Annotated in this window: 18 protein-coding genes and 1 other RNA gene; 6 read left to right on the top strand and 13 right to left on the bottom strand. The window is 73.9% G+C overall.

The genetic code is table 11. From position 1 onward, the window contains the following. Positions 1–13 precede the first annotated feature (13 nt). Both ACZ6ZT_RS31540 and ACZ6ZT_RS31535 read left to right on the top strand, forming a co-directional pair. On the top strand, positions 14–145 hold the full coding sequence (locus ACZ6ZT_RS31540) for a hypothetical protein (RefSeq protein ID WP_469723609.1): 132 nt from the start codon (positions 14–16) through the stop codon (positions 143–145). Then, positions 138–395 carry a hypothetical protein gene (locus ACZ6ZT_RS31535; RefSeq protein WP_469723608.1) on the top strand — a complete coding sequence of 86 codons (258 nt, stop codon included), beginning with the start codon at positions 138–140 and terminating at the stop codon, positions 393–395. The genes ACZ6ZT_RS31540 and ACZ6ZT_RS31535 overlap by 8 nt, the downstream gene beginning before the upstream one ends. Before the next feature lie 459 nt (positions 396–854). On the opposite strand, the gene ACZ6ZT_RS31530 is transcribed toward ACZ6ZT_RS31535, so the two are convergent. From ACZ6ZT_RS31530 to ACZ6ZT_RS31510, 5 genes are all read right to left on the bottom strand, one after another. Further along, positions 855–1,454 carry a CGNR zinc finger domain-containing protein gene (locus ACZ6ZT_RS31530; protein ID WP_469723607.1) on the bottom strand — a complete coding sequence of 200 codons (600 nt, stop codon included), beginning with the start codon at positions 1,452–1,454 and terminating at the stop codon, positions 855–857. A 96-nt stretch (positions 1,455–1,550) separates the two neighbouring features. Further along, on the bottom strand, positions 1,551–2,075 hold the full coding sequence (locus ACZ6ZT_RS31525) for a GNAT family N-acetyltransferase (protein ID WP_469723635.1): 525 nt from the start codon (positions 2,073–2,075) through the stop codon (positions 1,551–1,553). A 30-nt stretch (positions 2,076–2,105) separates the two neighbouring features. Continuing rightward, positions 2,106–3,275, bottom strand: coding sequence for a uroporphyrinogen-III synthase (locus ACZ6ZT_RS31520; RefSeq protein ID WP_469723605.1), 1,170 nt, complete (start codon positions 3,273–3,275; stop codon positions 2,106–2,108). A 133-nt stretch (positions 3,276–3,408) separates the two neighbouring features. After that, positions 3,409–4,779 carry a nitrate/nitrite transporter gene (locus ACZ6ZT_RS31515; RefSeq protein WP_469723604.1) on the bottom strand — a complete coding sequence of 457 codons (1,371 nt, stop codon included), beginning with the start codon at positions 4,777–4,779 and terminating at the stop codon, positions 3,409–3,411. Positions 4,780–4,818: 39 nt separating this feature from the next. Further along, positions 4,819–5,907 carry a LysR family transcriptional regulator gene (locus tag ACZ6ZT_RS31510; RefSeq protein WP_469723603.1) on the bottom strand — a complete coding sequence of 363 codons (1,089 nt, stop codon included), beginning with the start codon at positions 5,905–5,907 and terminating at the stop codon, positions 4,819–4,821. Positions 5,908–5,991: 84 nt separating this feature from the next. Here ACZ6ZT_RS31510 and ACZ6ZT_RS31505 point away from each other — a divergent pair, with 84 nt between their 5' ends. After that, entirely contained in the window at positions 5,992–7,275 is a 1,284-nt protein-coding gene (locus ACZ6ZT_RS31505) for an MFS transporter (RefSeq protein ID WP_469723602.1), read from the top strand. A gap of 45 nt (positions 7,276–7,320) precedes the next feature. Beyond that, complete coding sequence (locus tag ACZ6ZT_RS31500; RefSeq protein WP_469723601.1) at positions 7,321–9,024, top strand: SH3 domain-containing protein; 1,704 nt, start codon at positions 7,321–7,323, stop codon at positions 9,022–9,024. Between the two features lie 65 nt (positions 9,025–9,089). Here ACZ6ZT_RS31500 and ssrA read toward each other — a convergent pair. From ssrA to ftsE, 5 genes are all read right to left on the bottom strand, one after another. Continuing rightward, positions 9,090–9,478, bottom strand: a transfer-messenger RNA (tmRNA) gene (gene ssrA / locus ACZ6ZT_RS31495). A gap of 82 nt (positions 9,479–9,560) precedes the next feature. Beyond that, positions 9,561–10,046, bottom strand: a complete 486-nt coding sequence (gene smpB, locus ACZ6ZT_RS31490; RefSeq protein ID WP_469723600.1) for an SsrA-binding protein SmpB — start codon at positions 10,044–10,046, stop codon at positions 9,561–9,563. Positions 10,047–10,064: 18 nt separating this feature from the next. Beyond that, positions 10,065–11,246, bottom strand: coding sequence for a S41 family peptidase (locus tag ACZ6ZT_RS31485; RefSeq protein WP_469723599.1), 1,182 nt, complete (start codon positions 11,244–11,246; stop codon positions 10,065–10,067). Positions 11,247–11,313: 67 nt separating this feature from the next. Beyond that, entirely contained in the window at positions 11,314–12,276 is a 963-nt protein-coding gene (ftsX, locus tag ACZ6ZT_RS31480) for a permease-like cell division protein FtsX (protein ID WP_469723598.1), read from the bottom strand. 16 nt (positions 12,277–12,292) lie between these two features. Then, the gene (gene ftsE, locus ACZ6ZT_RS31475; protein ID WP_030240478.1) at positions 12,293–12,982 is read right to left on the bottom strand and encodes a cell division ATP-binding protein FtsE; all 690 of its coding nucleotides are present in this window, start codon (positions 12,980–12,982) and stop codon (positions 12,293–12,295) included. A gap of 221 nt (positions 12,983–13,203) precedes the next feature. Between ftsE and ACZ6ZT_RS31470 the strand changes: the two genes are divergently transcribed. Beyond that, a complete protein-coding gene (locus ACZ6ZT_RS31470; RefSeq protein ID WP_469723597.1) occupies positions 13,204–13,392 on the top strand; it encodes a hypothetical protein in 189 nt (62 codons plus the stop codon). A gap of 97 nt (positions 13,393–13,489) precedes the next feature. Here ACZ6ZT_RS31470 and prfB read toward each other — a convergent pair whose 3' ends face one another. After that, positions 13,490–14,599 carry a peptide chain release factor 2 gene (gene prfB / locus ACZ6ZT_RS31465; RefSeq protein ID WP_469723596.1) on the bottom strand — a complete coding sequence of 370 codons (1,110 nt, stop codon included), beginning with the start codon at positions 14,597–14,599 and terminating at the stop codon, positions 13,490–13,492. Positions 14,600–14,917: 318 nt separating this feature from the next. Between prfB and ACZ6ZT_RS31460 the strand changes: the two genes are divergently transcribed. Beyond that, entirely contained in the window at positions 14,918–15,976 is a 1,059-nt protein-coding gene (locus ACZ6ZT_RS31460; RefSeq protein ID WP_469723595.1) for an isopenicillin N synthase family dioxygenase, read from the top strand. A 32-nt stretch (positions 15,977–16,008) separates the two neighbouring features. On the opposite strand, the gene ACZ6ZT_RS31455 is transcribed toward ACZ6ZT_RS31460, so the two are convergent. Together ACZ6ZT_RS31455 and ACZ6ZT_RS31450 are read right to left on the bottom strand one after the other, a co-directional pair. Further along, positions 16,009–17,268, bottom strand: a complete 1,260-nt coding sequence (locus ACZ6ZT_RS31455; RefSeq protein ID WP_469723594.1) for a serine/threonine-protein kinase — start codon at positions 17,266–17,268, stop codon at positions 16,009–16,011. Positions 17,269–17,436: 168 nt separating this feature from the next. Further along, positions 17,437–19,173, bottom strand: coding sequence for a serine/threonine-protein kinase (locus ACZ6ZT_RS31450; RefSeq protein ID WP_469723593.1), 1,737 nt, complete (start codon positions 19,171–19,173; stop codon positions 17,437–17,439). Between the last annotated feature and the right edge of the window lie 40 nt (positions 19,174–19,213).

Below are 19,213 nucleotides of genomic sequence, written 5' to 3'. Positions count from 1 at the left end.
AGTGATCCGCAACATGAGTGAGATTGCCGCCGACACGACAGACGCCCCCTGCCCGGCGTTCCGGCCTAGCGCGGACCTGCTCGATCGCGCGCTGATTGGCTGGGAGCGCTTCCTCGCCTCGCTGGAGGAGGCGTCGGATGAGTGAGCGGTACGAGTACGTGCCACATCGGCTCCTGGGGCGCCAGGTCCGCGACATCGCGTCCGGTACGGAAGGCGAGCTGATGGCTGTGGTCAACGAGCAGGTCTCGAACAGCGGAGCCGAGCGGTGGGTACGGCTGGCGTACATCCGGGACGCGACCGGTCTCGAATTCACCACCGCTGTGGGCAACATCGTGCCTGCCGACTACCCCGGCCTCCTGGAAGGCTCGCTGCATCGGCAGTCCCCACCGCAGTGAGTCATTCCTGCCGGACGGCCCGGCTGCGACCAACCCAAGAGCGTCGGCGGACGCCGATACGGGCGGAGCGCGGAGCGATCTGAGGCGTGTGGGGGCTGGTGGGTGGTCCAGGCGACGTTTCGTGCGGGTTGAGCCCGCCGTGATCCCGGAATCGGGGCGAAGTGGGCCCGTGTGCCCGATGGGGCTGGGAGGGGAGGGGTCGAGGGTCGCTGACGGGGTCGCTCCTCCCCGGTCTCGGACCCGTGAACGTTCTTTTGGGGGGTTTCCCGGGAGTCTTCGTTTTTCCGGGGCGGGACGGTGGGTCAAGGGTGGCCGAAGGCCATCGCGAAGCGACGCGACCGGAGGGAGCGCCCTTGACGCGCCGGCCCGCCCCGGAAGGACGATGAGACGGACGGGAAACCCCCAGCCCCTCCCTGATCCGGACCGGCTGAGGCCCCGCACACCCCGACCCCGCCGCCCCTACCCCTCCCCCGGCGCCCCCACCACCTCGCGGATCCGTCTGCGGTGGCGGGCCACGCGTTCGCGGTTGCCGCATTGTTCGCTGGAGCACCAGCGGCGGCGGTGGCCGCGGGAGGTGTCCAGGTAGACGCGGGCGCAGCCGTCGCCCTCGCAGGCGCGCAGCAGGGCCAGGTCGCCGGGGTCCGTGAGGAGTTCCACCGCGTCGCGGGCCACCGCCGCGAGGAGGCCGGCGCACTCGACGCCGCCGCACAACTCCCGTACGAGGTGCCCCTTCTGGTCCCGTACGGCGCACAGCCCCGGCGGCGGGCCCGCCGCCGCCGCGTTGACCCGGGCCAGGGCCAGGGCGGCCGCCGCGCCCGCCTCCGGCCCGGTGGCCGCGGCCAGTTCGGCCCGTACGAGGCCGGCCACATCGGCGCGCAGCCCGCGGAAGGCCGCCACCCAGTCGGGTCCGAGCCGGCCGAGCGGGGTCCGGTCGGGCACCAGCCCGGCGCCGACCAGCCACAGCCGCAGCTCGTCGGCGTCGCGGATGCCCTCCGCGTCCCCGTGCGGGGTGGAGGTGGCCAGCAGGTCGAGACAGACCCGCCCGGAGTCGAACCACATGCGCGTCACCGCCTAGCTCTCGCCGTGGGCCGCCACCGTGGGCCGCCTCCCCAGAGTGCCGCCGCGGCGGGCGAAGCGGAAGCCCCCGGCACGGCCCTACCCCGCGGGCGGCGGGTCCTCGTGCAGCAGGCGCTGGAAGAGGCGGTGGTCGCGCCAGGCGCCGTCGATGTGGAGGTAGCGGGGGGCGACCCCGTACGCGGTGAAGCCGGTCTTGGCCAGCACCCGCTGCGAGGCGAGGTTGTCGAGCAGGGTCCCCGCCTCGACCCGGTGCAGGCCGAGCTCGTCTCGGGCGATCCGGCACACCTCCTCGACGGCGGCGGTGGCCAGGCCCCGGCCGTGCCACTCCCGGTCGATCCAGTAGCCGACGCCGCCGCTGCGGAGAGGGCCCAGCACGATGGAGCCGAGGTTGATCCCCCCGACCGGGTCCGCGCCCGCGACCAGGACGTACGCAACGGCCCGCCCGGCAGCGCGCTCGGCCAGCAGCCCCTCGATGCGCTCCCGCTGCCCGGCCTCCGTGTAGAAGCGGTCGGGCCGCAGTGGCTCGTACGGCTTCATGTACGCCCGGTTGCGCGCCAGTACGTCGGCCAGCCCGGCGGCGTCGTCCAGCGTGACGCCCCTCATCTCCACCCCGTCAGCGATCACCCGGGCACGCTAACCGACCCCGCCCGCCCCCGCACAGTCCCCGGCGTCCAGCGACAGCCGGTAACCTCGCTTGACCACGGTCTGGATCAGCCCCGGCGCCCCCAGCGCCGCACGCAGCCGGGCCATCGCGGTCTCCACGGCGTGCTCGTCGCTGCCCGCCCCCGGCAGCACGCTCAGCAGCTCGGCCCGGGACACCACCCACCCCGGACGCCGGGCCAGCGCCGTCAGCAGCGCCATCCCGGCGGGCGGCACGGGCCGCAGCGCCCCGTCGACGAGGACGGCGTGCCCGCGGATCTCCACCCGGCGCCCCGCCACCGGCAGGACGCGGGCCCGGGCGGGCAGCTCCTGGCAGAGCAGCTGCACCAGCGGTCCGAGCCGGAACCGCTGCGGCGCCACCGCGGCCACCCCCTCGGCCTGGAGCGGCAGCGCGGTCACGGGCCCGACGCAGGCGCACAGCACCGGCCCGCGCAGCGCCTCCACCACGGCCTCCCGCAGCCCGCGTTCCGCCGCCCGGGCCAGCATCGAGGCCGCCGCCGGCGCCGAGGTGAAGCTGACGGCGTCGACCGCCCCCACCGCGACGGCGTCCAGCAGCCGGTCCAGCGGGGCGAGGTCCCGCGGCGGCATCCACCGGTACACGGGCACCGGTACCACCTCGGCCCCGGCCACGCGCAGCGCCTCCACGAACCCGGGCAGCGGCTCCCCGTGCAGCTGGAGCGCGACGCGCCGGCCCTCGACCCCGCCGGCCAGCAGCCGGTCCAGCACCTCGGCCAGGGATTCGGAACCCGGCGACCAGTCCTCGACCAGCCCCGCGGCCCGTACGGCCCCCTTCACCTTGGGTCCGCGCGCCAGCAGTTCGGCGGTGCGCAGCCGCTCCAGGAGGCCTTCCCCGACGCCCCATCCCTCGGCGGCCTCGATCCAGCCGCGGAAACCGATGGCGGTGGTCGCGACGACCACGTCCGGCGGGCTGTCGATGAGTTCCTTGGTGGCCGCCATCAGCTCGCCGTCGTCGGCCAGCGGCACGATCCGCAGGGCGGGCGCGTGCACCACGGCCGCGCCGCGCCGGCGCAGCAGGGCGATCAGGTCATCGGCCCGCCGGGCGGCGGTGACGGCGACGGTGAAGCCCGCGAGGGGACCGTCCTCCGGTTCGTCGGTCGTGGGCGTCGCGGGCGTCGTGGGCATCGTGGGTGACCTGCCTCCGCTGCTGTGGGTACTGCCCCGTGGAGGGGACGGGTGGGGCGTGGACCGACCGAGCGTGTCAAAGCGTCGTGTCGGACTCGGTTCCAGGGTATTTCCGCGCCGTAACGCACCGCCCTCACACCGAGGTGAGCTGCCCCTTCCCGGCGCTCCCGACGGCGGGGGCCGTCGTCCGCCCCGGCCGGCGAAGGTATACCGCCCAGGTCACGGCGCAGCACACCGCGTAGAAGCCGAGGAAGGTGACGAAGGCGGCCGTGCCGGTGCCGCCGTCCTGGAAGGCCTGCCGGAAGGCGAGGTTGACGCCGAGGCCGCCGAGCGCGCCCACGGCCCCGGTCAGGCCCATGGCGGCCCCGGAGAGCCGGCGCCCGTACGCGGCCGCCGCCTCGCCCGTCAGCCCCCGGGCGAGGGCCTGGGCGTGGAAGATGCCGGGAACCATCTTGTACGTGGAACCGTTGCCGGCCCCGCTGAGCGCGAAGAGGGCCACGAAGCCGGTCAGGAACACCGGCAGGGAGCCGCGTACGGAGGCCAGCACCACCACCCCGGTCGCGGCGGCCATCCCCACGAAGGCGGCCAGGGTGACCCGGGCCCCGCCGAACCGGTCCGCGAGGGCCCCGCCCGCCGGCCGGGCCAGGGAGCCGAGCAGCGGTCCGAGGAAGGTCAGCGAGGCGGCCTGGAGCGGGGTGTGGCCGAAGCGGGTCTGGAGGACCAGCCCGAAGGCGAAGCCGTAGCCGATGAAGGAGCCGAAGGTGCCGACGTAGAGGAAGGCCACGATCCAGGTGTGGCGCTCGCGCAGCGCCTCCCGCACGGCGCCCGTGTCGCCGCGCACCGCCGCCAGGTTGTCCATGCGTACGAGGGCCAGTACGGCCGCCGCCACGATCAGCGGGACGTACGCGGCGAGCAGCAGGCGCGGGTGTCCGGCCCCGGTGGTGGCGATGACGAGCAGCGCGGCGAGCTGGACGACCGGTACGCCGATGTTGCCGCCGCCCGCGTTGAGGCCGAGGGCCCGCCCCTTCTCGCGGAGCGGGAAGAAGGCGTTGATGTTCGTCATGGAGGAGGCGAAGTTGCCGCCGCCCACCCCGGTGAGCGCGGCCACCGCGAGGAAGGTCCCGTACGGGGTGCCGGGCTCCATGACCACCAGCGCGGCGATGGTGGGGGCGAGCAGCAGCAGGGCGCTGACGACGGTCCAGTCACGGCCGCCGAAGCGGGCGACGGCGAAGGTGTAAGGGATGCGGACGAGGGCGCCGACGCAGGTGGCGGTGGCGATGAGGAAGAACTTCCCGGCCGGGTCGATGCCGTAGGCGGGGCCCATGAAGAGCACGAGCACCGACCACAGGGACCACACGGAGAAGCCGACGTGCTCGCAGAGCACGGAGTACAGGAGGTTGCGGCGGGCGACGGCGCGCCCGGTCTCGCGCCAGAACGTCTCGTCCTCGGGGTCCCACCGCCGGATCCAGCGGCCCCCTTCGCGCGGTGCGGTGGTACGGGTCATCACACGCCTCCCCAGCTGTCGCGTCCGTGGGGGCCGACGCTAGGGACGGCGCGTTTCCGCCCCGGCCCCGCCCGATGACCGCCGGGAAACCTCGCTCTCACCCGGGGGCGGCCCGGGGTGTGAGCGGGGCGGCCCAATCGGGGCGGGCGGGCCCAGCGGGGCGGCGGGCCCGAGCGGGGTGAGCGTCGCCGGGAGCCAGCTGCCCGGGGGGACGTCCAGCCAGCCGTGGGCCCGCGCCAGTTCGTCGGCGGCCCCCAGCAGGGCGTCGAGCCCGGGGTGGCGCAGGCCGCGGGACCACACCAGCGCGAGCGGGGACAGCGGTACGGGGTCCACCAGGGGCCGCTTGACGCAGCCGGGCAGCTCGGCGAAGTCGACGGTGGCCAGGACCGGGGTGCGGGTCTTGGCCATCACCCGCCCGAACTCCTCCTTCCCCACGGCCACCGGCGCGGGCGGCGCGAGCGCGATGTCCCGCCCGGCGAACAGCTCGCGGGCCAGCCCGGTCCACTCCAGGGTCCGCGGGTTCCCGGCCCCCGCGTACACGGTCTGCCCGGCGAGCGCGGCCAGCGGTACCACGGCCCGCGCGGCCAGCGCGTGGTCCTCGGGCAGCAGCACGGCGAGCGGCTCGTAGCGCACCGGCCGGTGGGCGAGCCGGTCGCGCAGCGCGGGGGTCAGCCCGGCCGCGTACCCGAAGGAGACGTCGAGCCGGCCGGCGGCGATCTCGGCGGCGGCATGGGTGAGGCCGCTCTCGAAGCGGGCCATCAGCTCGCAGCCCGGGGCGAGGGCGCGGGCCCGTTCCAGGACCCGGCGGCCGGTGCCGGGCCCGTCGGTGTTGACGTCGACGAGCAGCGGCCGGGGCGGCCCGGCGAAGGCGTCGGCCAGTTCGCGGTGGGCGCGCAGCACCTCGCGGGCGTAGGGCAGCAGCCGTTCCCCGTCGGGGGTCAGTTCGACGGCCCGGGTGGTGCGCAGGAACAGGGCGGCGCCGAGGTCGCGTTCGAGGCGGCGCACGTCGCGGCTGAGGGCCTGCTGGGCGACGTGCAGGCGGGCGGCGGCGCGGGAGAAGTGCAGCTCCTCGGCCACGGCGAGGAAGCCGCGCAGCAGCCGGGGGTCCACGACGTCACGGGAGTTCACCCGCGGAGACTAACAACGCCGGTGCGTGAATGGCCCCGGAACAGGTGTTGGACCGGGGCGGGGGCCGGGCCGCAGGCTCGTGGCATGCCGCAGACGACCGCGCAGACGACCCCGCTGATGGCCGTGACCGGGAACACCCTGGTCCTGGCCGCCCCGTCCCCGCCCCCCGCGCCCTCCCGCGCCCCCGGCCCGTACGGGCGCCTCTTCCGCGTCCCCGGCGCTCGCGGGTTCACCGCCGGGAGCCTCCTGGCCCGGCTCCCGGCGGGCATGTTCGGGATCAGCGCGGTGATGATGATCGCCGGGCAGCGCGGTTCGTACGCCCTCGCCGGGGCGGTCACCGCGACCGGCCTGGCCGCCACCGCCGTGGTCGCGCCGTGGACGGCCCGGCTGATCGACCGCCACGGCCAGGCCCGGGTGGCCGTGCCCGCCACCCTGATCGCGGTCCTCGGCTCGCTCTGCCTGGCGCTGTGCGTCCGGACCGAGGCCCCCGCCTGGACCCTGTTCGCCTCGTACGCGGCCACCGCCACCACCCCCAACACCGGCGGCATGTCCCGGGCCCGCTGGACCCACCTGCTGCCCCGGGCCGCCCACCACACCGCGATGTCCTTCGAGCAGGCCGCCGACGAGCTCTGCTACCTGCTGGGCCCGGTCCTCGCGGCCCTCCTGTGCACCGCCGTCTTCCCCGAGGCGGGCACCCTCACCGGGGCGGCTCTGCTGCTGGGCGGCATGCTCGTCTTCACCGCGCACCGCGCGACCGAGCCCCCGCCGGCCGGAGCCGGCACGGTCCGGGGCGCCTCACCGCTGCGCGCGCTGCTCCCGCTGCTCGGCGTGTTCCTCGCCACCGGGGTGGTCTTCGGCTCGATGGAGGTCACCTCGGTGGCCCACCTCGCGGGGCTCGGCCTGGGCGCCGCGTCCGGGCCGGTCCTGGCCCTCCAGGCGGCGGGCTCGTGCGCGGCCGGTCTGTTCTACGGCACCCGCCGCCCCCGGAGTCTGGCCGTCTGCCTGGCCGCGCTGGCCGTCGCGATGGCGCTGCCCTGGGCGGCGGCCGCGTCCGGCTCGCTGCCGCTGCTGGCGGGGGCCTTGCTGCTGGCGGGTACGGCGACGGCCCCGGTGATGGTCACGGCCATGTCCCGGGTGCACGCGCTGACCCCGGCGGGCCGCCTCAACGAGGGCATGACCCTGGCCGTCACCGCCATCCTGGCGGGCATCGCGGCCGGTTCGGCGGCGGCCGGTCTCGCCGTCGACGGCCTGGGCACCACGACCGCGTACACACTTCCGGCTCTCGCTGCCCTGTTTGCCCTCTTTGTCCGGCGGGTGGGTGACCGTACCCGCGTGGTGATCACGGCCGGTGACCGGGATCCGCAATAACTGGGGGGTCTTCCCAGCGCCCTTCCCTTCGCGGAGGAACTCCCCGTGCCTGCTTCCCGTTGTGCCTCGGCGGCCCTGTTCGTCGCGGCCGTCACCGCCTCCTGCCTGGTGCCCGCCGCACCGGCCCTGGCCGACGACTCCTCGCAGCTGCGGCTCTCGCAGCCGTACGTCCCCTCGATCGCCCCCGGCGCGTCCGGACGGGTCGTCATCACCGCCCTGAACGGGGAGGACCCGGCCCGCAGCGACACCTTCCGCATCACCGCCCCGGAGCGCACCACCTTCCCGGAGGCGCGGTTCTACTGGAACGGGCAGCGGGCGGGCGGCTCCTGCACCCGGTCCTCCGACGCACGCCTGCTGACCTGCGACTCCGGGACCCGGGCCGGGTTCGCCTTCCCGGCGAACGCGCGGACGCGGCTGGCGGTGACCGTACGGGTGGACTCCGGTGCGCCGCAGGGCACGACCCTCGACGGCGGCGAGTGGGCCGCCGGCTCCGAGGCCCCGGCCCTGTTCGCGGTGGCCACCCCGGTCACCGGCCCGAAGGGCGACGACGGCCGGCCGGGCGAGGACGGCCACGACGGTCACGAGGGGAAGCCGGGCCACCACGGCAAGCCGGGCCGCCCGGGCCCCAAGGGCGAGAAGGGGGACAAGGGGGACAAGGGAGACCGGGGCGAGCACGGCGACCGGGGCGAGAAGGGCGAGCACGGCCCGAAGGGCGACCGGGGCGGCAAGGGAGACCGCGGCGACCAGGGCGAACGCGGCCCGAAGGGCGAACACGGCGACACCGGCCCCACGGGACCCCAGGGACCCCAGGGTCCGGCCGGCGGCCCCCAGGGACCCAAGGGCGACCGGGGCGAGCGGGGCGAGAAGGGCGAGCACGGCGAGCACGGCGACCTGGGCGAACGCGGCCCGAAGGGCGACCGCGGCGACACCGGCCCGACGGGACCCCAGGGCCCGCAAGGCCCGGCCGGCGGCCCGCAGGGGCCCAAGGGCGACAAGGGCGACCGGGGTGACCAGGGCGAGCGCGGCCCCAAGGGCGACCACGGCGACCAGGGCGAACACGGCCCCCGCGGCCCGCAGGGCCCGCACGGCCCGAAGGGCGACCACGGTCCGAAGGGCCCGCAGGGCGACCACGGCCCGGCCGGACCCCAGGGCCCCAAGGGCGACAGCGGCCCGTCGGGCGGCCCCAAGGGGGACACCGGCGACCGCGGCCCGCAGGGACCCGAGGGCCCGCAAGGCCCCCGCGGCCCCGAAGGCCCGCAGGGCGACCACGGCCCGGCCGGACCCCAGGGCCCCAAGGGCGACACCGGCCCGTCCGGCGGCCCGCAGGGCCCCCAGGGGCCTCAGGGACCCCAAGGCCCCCAGGGCCCCAAGGGCGACACCGGAAAGCCCGGCACCTGCAAGAAGTGCGAGAGCCACCACGGCAAGGACGAGCACCACGGCAAGGGCGACGACCACCACGGCAAGGGCGACCACGGCAAGGGGGACAAGGGCGACAAGGACCAGCCCGGCTCCGGCTCCCCGTCCGCCCGCATCGTCTCCCCCGACAGCGGCCTCGGCGTCCACTCCGGCCCCAGCACGGACTCCGCGAAGACCGGCAAGGTCGAGACCGGCACGGTCGTGAAGCTCCAGTGCAAGGTCGCCAACGGCCAGACCGTGGACGGCAACTCCATCTGGTACAAACTGGCCGACGGCACCGGCTGGATCGCCGCCCGCTACGCCCAGAACCTCAACAAGGTCCCGCTCTGCTGACCAGGGCGGCCGCATGACAAAGGCCCCGCAGCCGAGAGGCTGCGGGGCCTTTGCCCACATGGGATGAGTGGAGATGGCGGGAATCGAACCCGCGTCCAACGGTGCAGAAGCAGGGCTTCTCCGAGCGCAGTCCGCTGCGCTTTTCTCAGCCCCGGAGATCACACGGACAAGTCTCCGACGGGCTCAGTCACTGTTTGGTTTCCCTCCAGCCCCCGTGACCGGGGCTAGAGGTTTAGATCCCTAATTGACGCCAGGATCCGGACCGGGACCACTTCCGGGCTGACGCTCCTCACAGAGGCTTCAGCTCACTGTTATTAGGCAGCGAGGGTGAAGCGGGAGTTATCGCTCTTGGAGTTGGCGATTATTGTTTGCGACATGTGGTTAGCGAGATCATTGCCGCTTCCTCGGCTCGCTTCCCCTGCATCGACATCCGCTGTCGAAACCGATCATCCCCATGTTTTTTTGACAAACTGCCGCCCCTCGCGGGGTGGCGCTGACGCCATGGTACGCGAAGACGACCACCACGTGCCAGAAGATTAAACCGTACCGCGCTGCTTGCGGCGGATCGCCGAGATCGCGCGGTTCGTCTCACGGGTGTCCTGCTTCTCCCGCAGCGTCTGCCGCTTGTCGTACTCCTTCTTGCCCTTCGCCAGCGCGATCTCCACCTTCGCGCGGCCGTCCTTGAAGTACAGGGCCAGCGGGACCACCGTGTGGCCCGACTCCTCCGCCTTGCGCTCCAGCTTGTCGATCTCCTCCCGGTGCATGAGGAGCTTGCGCTTGCGCCGCGCGCTGTGGTTGGTCCAGGTGCCCTGGCTGTACTCCGGCACGTGCACGTTGTACATCCAGACCTCGCGGCCCTCCACCGACACGAAGCCGTCCACCAGGGAGGCCCGGCCCTGGCGCAGGGACTTGACCTCGGTACCCGTGAGCACGATGCCGCACTCGTAGGTGTCGATGATCGTGTAGTCGTGCCGCGCCTTCTTGTTCTGGGCGATCAGCTTGCGCCCTGTTTCCTTAGCCATAGTGCGGTCATTTTCGCACTACGGACCCACCCCGAGGCCACCCAATACCGTCCGGGCCCGGTCCTCGGCCGCGTCGCCCGCCAGGAGGTCCGGGACGATCCCCCCGCCGTCGAGGCTGCGGCCCGCCGGCGTGCGGTACGTGCCGACCGTCAGCTCCGCCACCGAGCCGTCCGGGAGGGCGGTGGGCATCTGCACCGAACCCTTGCCGAAGGTGCGGCTGCCCACCGTCACGGCGCGGCCCCGGTCCTGGAGGGCGCCGGTGAGCAGCTCGGCCGCGCTCATCGTGCCGCCGTCCACCAGCGCCACCAGGGGCCGCACGGTGTCCCCGCCGGGCGGGGCGTACAGGGCGCGCTCGGAGCCCCGTACGTCGTACGTGGCCACCAGCCCGCCGTCCAGGAACGCCGAGGCCACCGTCACCGCCTCGGCGACCAGGCCCCCGGGGTTGCCGCGCAGGTCCAGCATCACCCCGGCGCCGGGCGGGGCCGCGCGGACGGCGTCGCGCACCCGCTCCCCCGAGCCCCGGGTGAAGGCGGCGACCTTGATGACGGTGGTGCCGTCCGCGAGGCGGCGTACGGTCACCGGCTCGGTACGCAGCCGCTCCCGGCGCAGGGTCTCGGTGCGCTCGGCGCCGTCGCGGCCGATGCCGAGCACCACCGGGGTACCGGCCTCGCCGCGCAGCAGCGCCACCACGTCGGCGACGGCGAGCCCGGTCACGCCGCGCCCGTCCACGCTGAGCAGCCGGTCCCCGGCGCGCAGCCCGGCCCGCTCGGCGGGGCTGCCGGGCTGGATCCGCTCGACCTCGATGGCGCCGTCGCGGCGGCGGCCGGCCCAGACCCCGACGCCGGTCCAGCGGCCGTCGAGGTCGTCGGCGAAGGCGGCGTACTCGCCCCGGTCGTAAACGGTGCCCCAGCGGTCCCCGCTGCGGCTGACCACCTCCTGGGCGGCCTTCTTGCCGGACTTGCCCTCGGCGACGGCTTCGGCGGCGGCGCGGGCGACGGCTTCCCGGTCCGCCGTCCCGCTCTCGCGCGGGGCGGGCGAGGGAGTGCCCGCGAGCGCGACCGGACGGCCCCCACCGGCCTCCCGGGGACTCCAGCACCCACTGCCCGCACCGGCCCCCACACAGGCGAGGAACACCAACGTCAAAGCGGCCCCGCGGCGTAGGCCGCGGGGCCGGAGACAGAGGACGGGCAGACCCGGCATGCCGCCGAGTCTAGGACAAGCCCCCTGCGGCCACGGGCCGTTGCCCGGACCGGGGAGGGGGCGCTCATCACACTTTGAGGTACTTGCGCAGGGCGACGAAGGCGGCCAGGGAGGGCATCAGGAGGCCGATGACCAGGACCAGGGGGAGCTTGGTGAGGACGGCGTCCCAGCCGATGAAGTTGATCAGCTGGAGCTTGTCGCGCAGCGCGATGCCGTGGTCGATCACGAAGTACTGGCCGGCGCCGAGCATGCCGCAGGCGAGGCCGGCGCCGATGAGGCCGGCGACGGCGGCCTCCATGATGAACGGCACCTGGATGTAGAAGCCGGAGGCGCCCACGAGCCGCATGATGCCGGTCTCGCGCCGACGGCTGAACGCCGAGACGCGCACCGTGTTGACGATCAGCAGCAGGGCCACGATCAGCATGATCAGCATGATGCCGAGGGCGGCCCAGTTGAGGGTGCCGAGCAGGGCGAAGAGGTTGTCGAGCTCGCTGCTCTGGTCGGCGACCGACTGGACGCCGTCGCGCCCGGCGAAGGCGGAGGTGATGACGGCGTACTTCTCGGGGTTCTTCAGCTTGACCCGGAAGGAGTCCGGCATCTGGTCCGGGGTGACGACGGAGGCCAGGGCCGTGTGGCCGAAGCGCTCCTTGTAGTGCTTGTAGGCCTCGTCGGAGGACTCGTACATCACCGTCTGGACGAGGGCCATCTTCTTCAGCTCGGCCTCGATGCCCTGCTTCTGCTCGGGGGTGACGGCCCCCTTGGAGCAGGGCTTCCCGCCGCCCGCGGCGGGCGCTCCGGCGGTGGCGGGGGCCCCGGCCGCGTCGATGGCGTCGTTCTTGGTGCAGAGGTAGACGGTGACGTTGACCTTGTCGTACCAGAAGCCCTTCATCGCGCTGACCTGGTCGCGCATGAGGAGGGAGCCCCCGAAGAGGGCCAGCGAGAGGGCCACGGAGATGATGACCGCGAAGGTCATGGTGAGATTGCGGCGGAGGCCGACGCCGATCTCCGACATGACGAACTGGGCGCGCATGGCGTCTGGGGACCTTTCAGTGCTGGTAGCCGTAGACGCCGCGCGACTGGTCGCGCACGAGTCGGCCCTGTTCGAGTTCGATGACGCGCTTGCGCATCTGGTCGACGATCTGCTGGTCGTGCGTCGCCATGATCACGGTGGTGCCGGTCCGGTTGATCCGGTCCAGCAGCTTCATGATGCCGACGGAGGTCTGCGGGTCGAGGTTGCCGGTCGGCTCGTCGGCGATCAGCAGGGCGGGGCGGTTGACGAAGGCGCGGGCGATGGCCACGCGCTGCTGCTCGCCGCCGGACAGTTCGCCCGGCATCCGGCCCTCCTTGCCGCCGAGGCCCACCAGCTCCAGCACCTGCGGGACGGCCTTGCGGATCTCGCCGCGCGGTTTGCCGATCACCTCCTGCGCGAAGGCGACGTTCTCGGCCACCGTCTTGTTGGGCAGGAGCCGGAAGTCCTGGAAGACGGTCCCCAGCTGGCGCCGCATGTGCGGGACCTTCCAGTTGGAGAGCTTCGCGAGGTCCTTGCCCAGCACGTGCACCTGGCCGTGGCTGGCCCGTTCCTCGCGCAGGACCAACCGCAGGAAGGTGGACTTGCCGGAGCCGGAGGAGCCGACCAGGAAGACGAACTCGCCCTTGGCGATGTCCAGGGAGACATCTCTGAGTGCGGGGCGGTTCTGCTTCGGGTAGGACTTGGAGACGTTGTCGAATCGGATCACGGGTGCACCACGGTCGCCGGGAGTAGGTGTGCGTGACCATACGCGACCGGGCGCGAGGTGGGGACCCGGCATCCGCAGTTGCCCGTTTTATCCCGGGTGCCGGCGGAGGTGTTCCGTGCTTGTCCGCAGGGGCCGCGCCGAATGCCGGCGGAGCTGGCACAGTGGTAGGGGGAACGGACTCCGTCCCCGTGCCGTTAACGAGGGGACGAGAGGAGGAGCGCATGACTTATGACCGGCTCGTGTGCGCGAACTGCGCCGCACCCGTGAGCCAGGGCCGCTGCCCTGTGTGCCGGGCGAACCGGGAGCGCCTCCAGCAGGAGGGCCCCTTCGCCGGGCTGAATCCGGTGACGCTCATAGCGCTTCTGGTGGTGCTGGTGGGCGCTCTGGCACTGGTGGCCCGGACCGCGTAGCAGACCGTGATGACGGTCATCACACGTCATGACGAAGGGCCCGCACACCCTCGGGGTGTCCGGGCCCTTTCGCACGCTCACGCGGTGGGGGCGGCGCCTACGCGCTCTGCTCCTGCTGCTTGCGCCAGCGGATCCCGGCCTCCAGGAAGCCGTCGATCTCGCCGTCGAGGACCGCCTGCGGGTTGCCGACCTCGAACTCCGTCCGCAGGTCCTTGACCATCTGGTACGGGTGCAGGACGTAGGAGCGCATCTGGTTGCCCCAGGAGCTGCCGCCGTCCTTGAGGGCGTCCATCCTGGCCTGCTCCTCCTGGCGGCGCCGCTCCAGCAGCTTGGCCTGGAGGACGTTCATGGCGCTGGCCTTGTTCTGGATCTGCGAGCGCTCGTTCTGGCAGGAGACCACGATGCCGGTCGGCAGGTGCGTGATGCGCACGGCCGAGTCGGTCGTGTTGACGCCCTGGCCGCCGGGGCCCGAGGCGCGGTACACGTCGATGCGCAGCTCGCCCTCGTCGATCTCGACGTGGTCGCTGGACTCGACGACCGGGAGGACCTCGACGCCGGCGAAGGAGGTCTGGCGGCGGCCCTGGTTGTCGAAGGGGGAGATGCGCACGAGGCGGTGCGTGCCCTGCTCGACGGAGAGGGTGCCGTAGGCGTACGGGGCCTTGACGACGAAGGTGGTCGACTTGATGCCGGCCTCTTCCGCGTACGAGGTCTCGTAGACCTCGGTGGAGTAGCCGTGCCGCTCGGCCCAGCGCAGGTACATGCGCTGGAGGCGCTCGGCGAAGTCGGAGGCGTCGACGCCGCCGGCCTCGGCGCGGATGTTGACCAGGGCCTCGCGCTCGGCGTACTCGCCGGAGAGCAGGGTCCGGACCTCCATCTCGTCCAGCGCCTTGCGTACGGAGACCAGCTCGGCCTCCGCCTCCGCGAGGGTGTCCGCGTCGTCCATCTCCTGGGCGAGCTCGAACAGCACCGCGAGGTCGTCGATGCGCCCGCGCAGGGTCTCGGTCTTGCGGACCTCGGCCTGGAGGTGCGAAAGCTTGCTCGTGATCTTCTGGGCGGCGTCCGGGTCGTCCCACAGGGACGGCGCGGCGGCCTGCTCCTCAAGCACGGCGATATCTGCCCTCAGCTTGTCGAGGTCCAGGACGGCCTCGATCGACCCCATGGTCGAGGAGAGGGACTTCAGCTCTTCGGAAACATCGACGACTGCCACGGGTCCAGCGTAGCCGGTCCTCGGACGGCACTCTCCGGCCAGGCCGGATCGACCCGTACGAAGAGGGGCGGGTACGGGCGTACGCTCACCGCATGACTGTTCTCCTCGTGAAGCGCCGCCATGTGGATCACATGCGTGTCACGACCACGAGCTGTCAGCCGACGGACCCCGCACGAGCCTGATCCACCCCGATCCGACTTCGGTCCCGTACGCGGCCCTTCCGCCCTCCGGCGCCATCCCTGCCGGCGGCGAGTTCCCTGCGCCTGGCCCCGCCATCTCTGGGGCACGGGACCCCGTGACATCCGAAACGGAGCCGTCATGCCGTCCGCGCACCCTTCCTCTTCCCTCTCAGCCTCGCCCTCGCTCCGCGCGCCCTCCTCTTCTTCCTCCTCCCTCGCCGTCATCGACCTCTCCCGGGCGGACGATCCCGCCGAGCGGGCCGATTTCCTCAAGCAGCTGCACGCGGCCGCGCGGGACACCGGCTTCCTGTACCTGACCGGGCACGGCATAACCGAGGCGGAGACCGCCCGGATCCTGGAGCTGACCCGGGCCTTCTTCGCGCTCCCGGAGGCCGACCGGCTGTCGGTGAGCAACCTGAACTCGCCCCACTTCCGGGGCTACACCCGCATCGGGCACGAGCTGACGGGCGGCGCCTCCGACTGGCGGGACCAGCTGGACGTGGGCGCGGAGCGGCCGGCGCCGGTGGTGGGCCCGGACGACCCGGCGTACCTGTGGCTGGAGGGCCCCAACCAGTGGCCGGCGGCCCTGCCGGAGCTGCGCGGGGTGGTCCTCGGCTGGCAGGCCCGGCTGGCGGCGGTGGCGCACCGGCTGCTCCGCGAGCTGCTCGCCTCGATCGGCGCCCCGGCCGACTTCTTCGACGCGGCCTTCGCGGACCGGCCCCACCTGCACACGAAGCTGATCCGCTACCCCGGGTCCGCGCCGTCGGGCGCCGGCCAGGGCGTCGGCGCGCACAAGGACTACGGCTTCCTCACGCTGCTGCTGCAGGACGCGGTGGGCGGGCTCCAGGTGGTCCGGGACGGCGGCTACGTCGACATCGCGCCACTGCCGGGGGCGTTCGTGGTGAACCTGGGCGAGCTGCTGGAGATCGCCACCGAGGGGTACCTGCGGGCCACCGACCACCGGGTGGTCAGCCCGCCGGGGGCGGTGGAGCGGTACTCGGTGCCGTTCTTCTACAACCCGAGGCTGGACGCGGTCGTGGAGACCGTCCCCGGGGAGTACCTGCGCTCCGCGCCGGGGCTGGCGCAGGACACCTCGAACCCGCTGCACGCGCAGTACGGACGCAACGAGCTCAAGGGCTGGGTCCGCGCCCACCCCGCGGTGGCCCGCCGCTGGCACCCGGCCCTGACGACGGCCTGATCCCGGAGCCCGACCGCGGGGGGAGGCCGCGGTTACGGGCCGGCCGGGGCCGAGTGCCTGTTGTCCTGGGGCCGGGGCTCGGGGTCGTCCCCGGAGAGGGCGAGCCAGCTGCCGACCCCCACCGCGGCGGCCAGCGCCACCGCCGAGGCGGACAGCACCAGGCGCCGCTTGCGCGCGGCCTCCGCCCGGTGCCGGGCGGAGCCGGGCCGGTGCCCGCCGGCCGGCCGCGGCACCCGGGCGGTGCCCAGCGCCCCGCCGGCCAGCTCGTCCGGCCCCGGCACCCGCATGGAGGTGTGGGTGTCCCGGTTGGAGTCCGTCGCGGAGCCCGGCACCAGCGGCACCACCCCGCGGCGCCGCACGGGCTCCGCGGCCGGTTCCTCCGAGGGCTCCGGCTCCGCGTCCGCGTCGTCGGGCTCGTCCACGTCCAGCGGCGGCATCCCGGCCAGCAGCGGCAGCAGCTCCCGCAGCCGGACGGACAGCTCGGAGGCCCGCAGCCGGGAGGCCGGCGCCTTGGCCAGGCACTGCACCATCAGCTGCCAGAGCTCGTCGGGGATCCCCGGCAGCGGGACCACCGTCTCCGTGACGTGCCGCCGCAGCACCGCGCCCGGGTGCCCCCCGCCGAAGGGGGTGAACCCGGCGAGCAGCTCGTACAGCACGGTGGCCAGGGCGTATATGTCGACGGCCGCCCGCGGGGGCAGGCCCTCCACTATCTCCGGGGCCAGATAGTCCGGCGTCCCGATGATCCGGGTGGCCTGCGCGCCGGCCCGGCCGCCGCCCGCCGTGGCGGCCCGGCGCGGGGAGTCGATGAGCTTGGCCACGCCGAAGTCGGTGAGCAGCGCGGGGTGCGCGCCGCCGGGGCCGAGCGGGCCCTGCATGTCGAGGAGGACGTTCTCCGGTTTGACGTCCCGGTGGACGACCCCGGCCGCGTGCGCCGCGGCCAGCGCGTCCGCGACGTCCGCGACGATGGCCACGGCCGCCTCGGGGGCGAGCCGCCGTTCGCGGTCGAGGCGCGTGCGCAGGTCCGTACCGCGGACGAGGTCCATGACGAGGGCGAGGTCGTTGCCGTCCACGACGAGGTCGCGGACGGAGACGATGTGCGGGTGCTCCAGGCCGAGCAGGGCGCTGCGCTCCTGGACGAAGCGTCCGACCAGCTCCTGGTCCGAGGCGAGGTCCTCGCGCAGCAGTTTGACGGCGACGGGCCCGTCAGGTCCCTCGCCCAGCCACACCGTGCCCGCGCTGCCGCGCCCCAGGATCTGGTGCGCGGTGTACCGGCTGCCGATCTTCCGTGCCACGACTGCTCCCTCAGCGGCTGGCGTACGCGACCAAGCTACGCGGCCGAATGGGGGTTGGACGCTCCGGATCGCGGCGACCTTCACTTCTGCGGGCGAAATCACGTCCTGGATGTCGACAAATCCACGAAGTCGGCGCTACGGGGCCGCCGTCGGCCCCCGTCCCGCGCGTCAGGGGGTGCCGCCGCCCGCCGAGTCGCCGATCGAGCTGACGAAGTCGACGGCCTGGCCGCCCCAGCTCCAGACCTGGTCCCACCAGTTCTTGCCGGTGCCGACCCATTCCTGGAGCGGGGTGAGCTCCCAGACCAGCCAGCCGCCGATGAACAGCAGCAGGATCATGACCAGGCAGCCCTTGAGGCAGCCGAGGCCGGGGATCTTGACCGGGTTGGCGCTGCGGCGGCGCGGCTCGCGCGGTTCCCGCGGCTCGCGGGCGGGGCGCTGCTGCGGCGGAGGCTGCGGCGCCGGCTGCCGCCGCTGCTGCTGCTGCTGGGGAGGCTGCTGCGGCTGCTGGTACTGGGGCCGCTGCGGAGGCTGCGGCTGCTGGTACTGCGGGGGCTGCTGCGGCTGGTAGTGCTGCGGCGGCTGCTGGTACTGCTGCGGCGGAGGCGCCGGGCGGTACTGCGGGGGCTGCTGCGGCTGCTGGTACTGCTGCTGCTGCGGCCGGGGCTGGTGCTGCGGGGGCGGCGGGGCCTGTCGCTGGGGGCGCCGGCGCAGCGGGTCCTCGCTCGGGTCGAGGTACTGCATCTGCGTCTGCTCGTTGCGGTCCCGCGCGGCCCGCATCTGCGACTCCCACGGGTGCGGCGAGTCGGGCCGCTGCACCGGGGGCATCACCGAGGTCGGGTCGGGAGCGCCGCCCGGCCCGCCGGGGGCGCCGGTGTGGGGCAGCACGGTGGTGGCGTCGGCCCCGCCGATCGGCGGCAGCACGCTGGTCATGCCGTTCGGGTCGTACGCGTCCACCGGCGCGGGGCCGCCCGGGACGGTGGGGACGGGCGCGGGCGAGGGGTCGGGCACGAGCAGGGCGCCGACGCCGAGCGCGGCCTCGACCTCGTCGGGCGAGGAGTGCACGCGGATGCCGGAGGCGACCACGCGCAGGCCGCGGGCCAGGTTCTCGGCGCTCGGACGCTCGTCGGGCTCCTTGCGCAGGCAGCGCTCGATGACGGTCCACACCGGCTCGGGCAGGCTGGCGGGGCGCTGGGGCTCCTCGCTGAGGTGGCGGTGGAGCACTTCGAGGGCGCTGCCGCCGGCGAAGGGCGGCCGCCCGGTGACGAGCTCGTAGAGGAGGATGCCGGCGCCGTAGATGTCGACGGCGGAGGTCTGCGGGCGGCCCTCGGCGGACTCGGGCGCCACGTAGGCGGGGGTGCCGACGAACTCGTGGGTGCGGGTCAGGCCCGGGGAGTCGGCGAGGCGCGCGATGCCGAAGTCGGTGAGCATCGGCTTCATCTGGCCGCCGCGCTCGTCGAGCAGCACGTTGGCGGGCTTCAGGTCGCGGTGGACGACGCCGTCGGCGTGGCTGGCGGCGAGCGCGTCGGCGATCTGGGCGGTGAGCAGGCAGGCGGCGACCGGGCTGAAGGGGCCGTTTGCGCGGAGGTATTTGTGCAGGTCCGGGCCGTCGATCAGGTCCATGACCAGGGCCAGCAGGTCCCCCTCGACGACGAGGTCGCGGGTGCGGACGATGTTGGGGTGGGTCAGGCGCAGCAGGACGGAGCGTTCGCGCAGGAAGCGCATGACGATGTCCGCGTCCTGGGCCAGCTCCTCCTTGAGGACCTTGATGGCCACGGTCTCGCCGGGCTGCCCGGCGACGGCTGCCTCCGCGCCGGCGGTCTCCCGCTGGCGGGCACGCCAAACGGTGCCCGTGGCGCCGCGTCCGAGCGGCTCCTCAAGCAGGTATTTGCTGCCGACTGGCCGCACGTCTCGCGCTCCCCTGCTGTCGTGTTCGCCGGGTCTTCCC

Source organism: Streptomyces sp. NPDC102258, from assembly GCF_055584685.1.
This window is presented reverse-complemented; position numbering and strand designations above follow the sequence as displayed.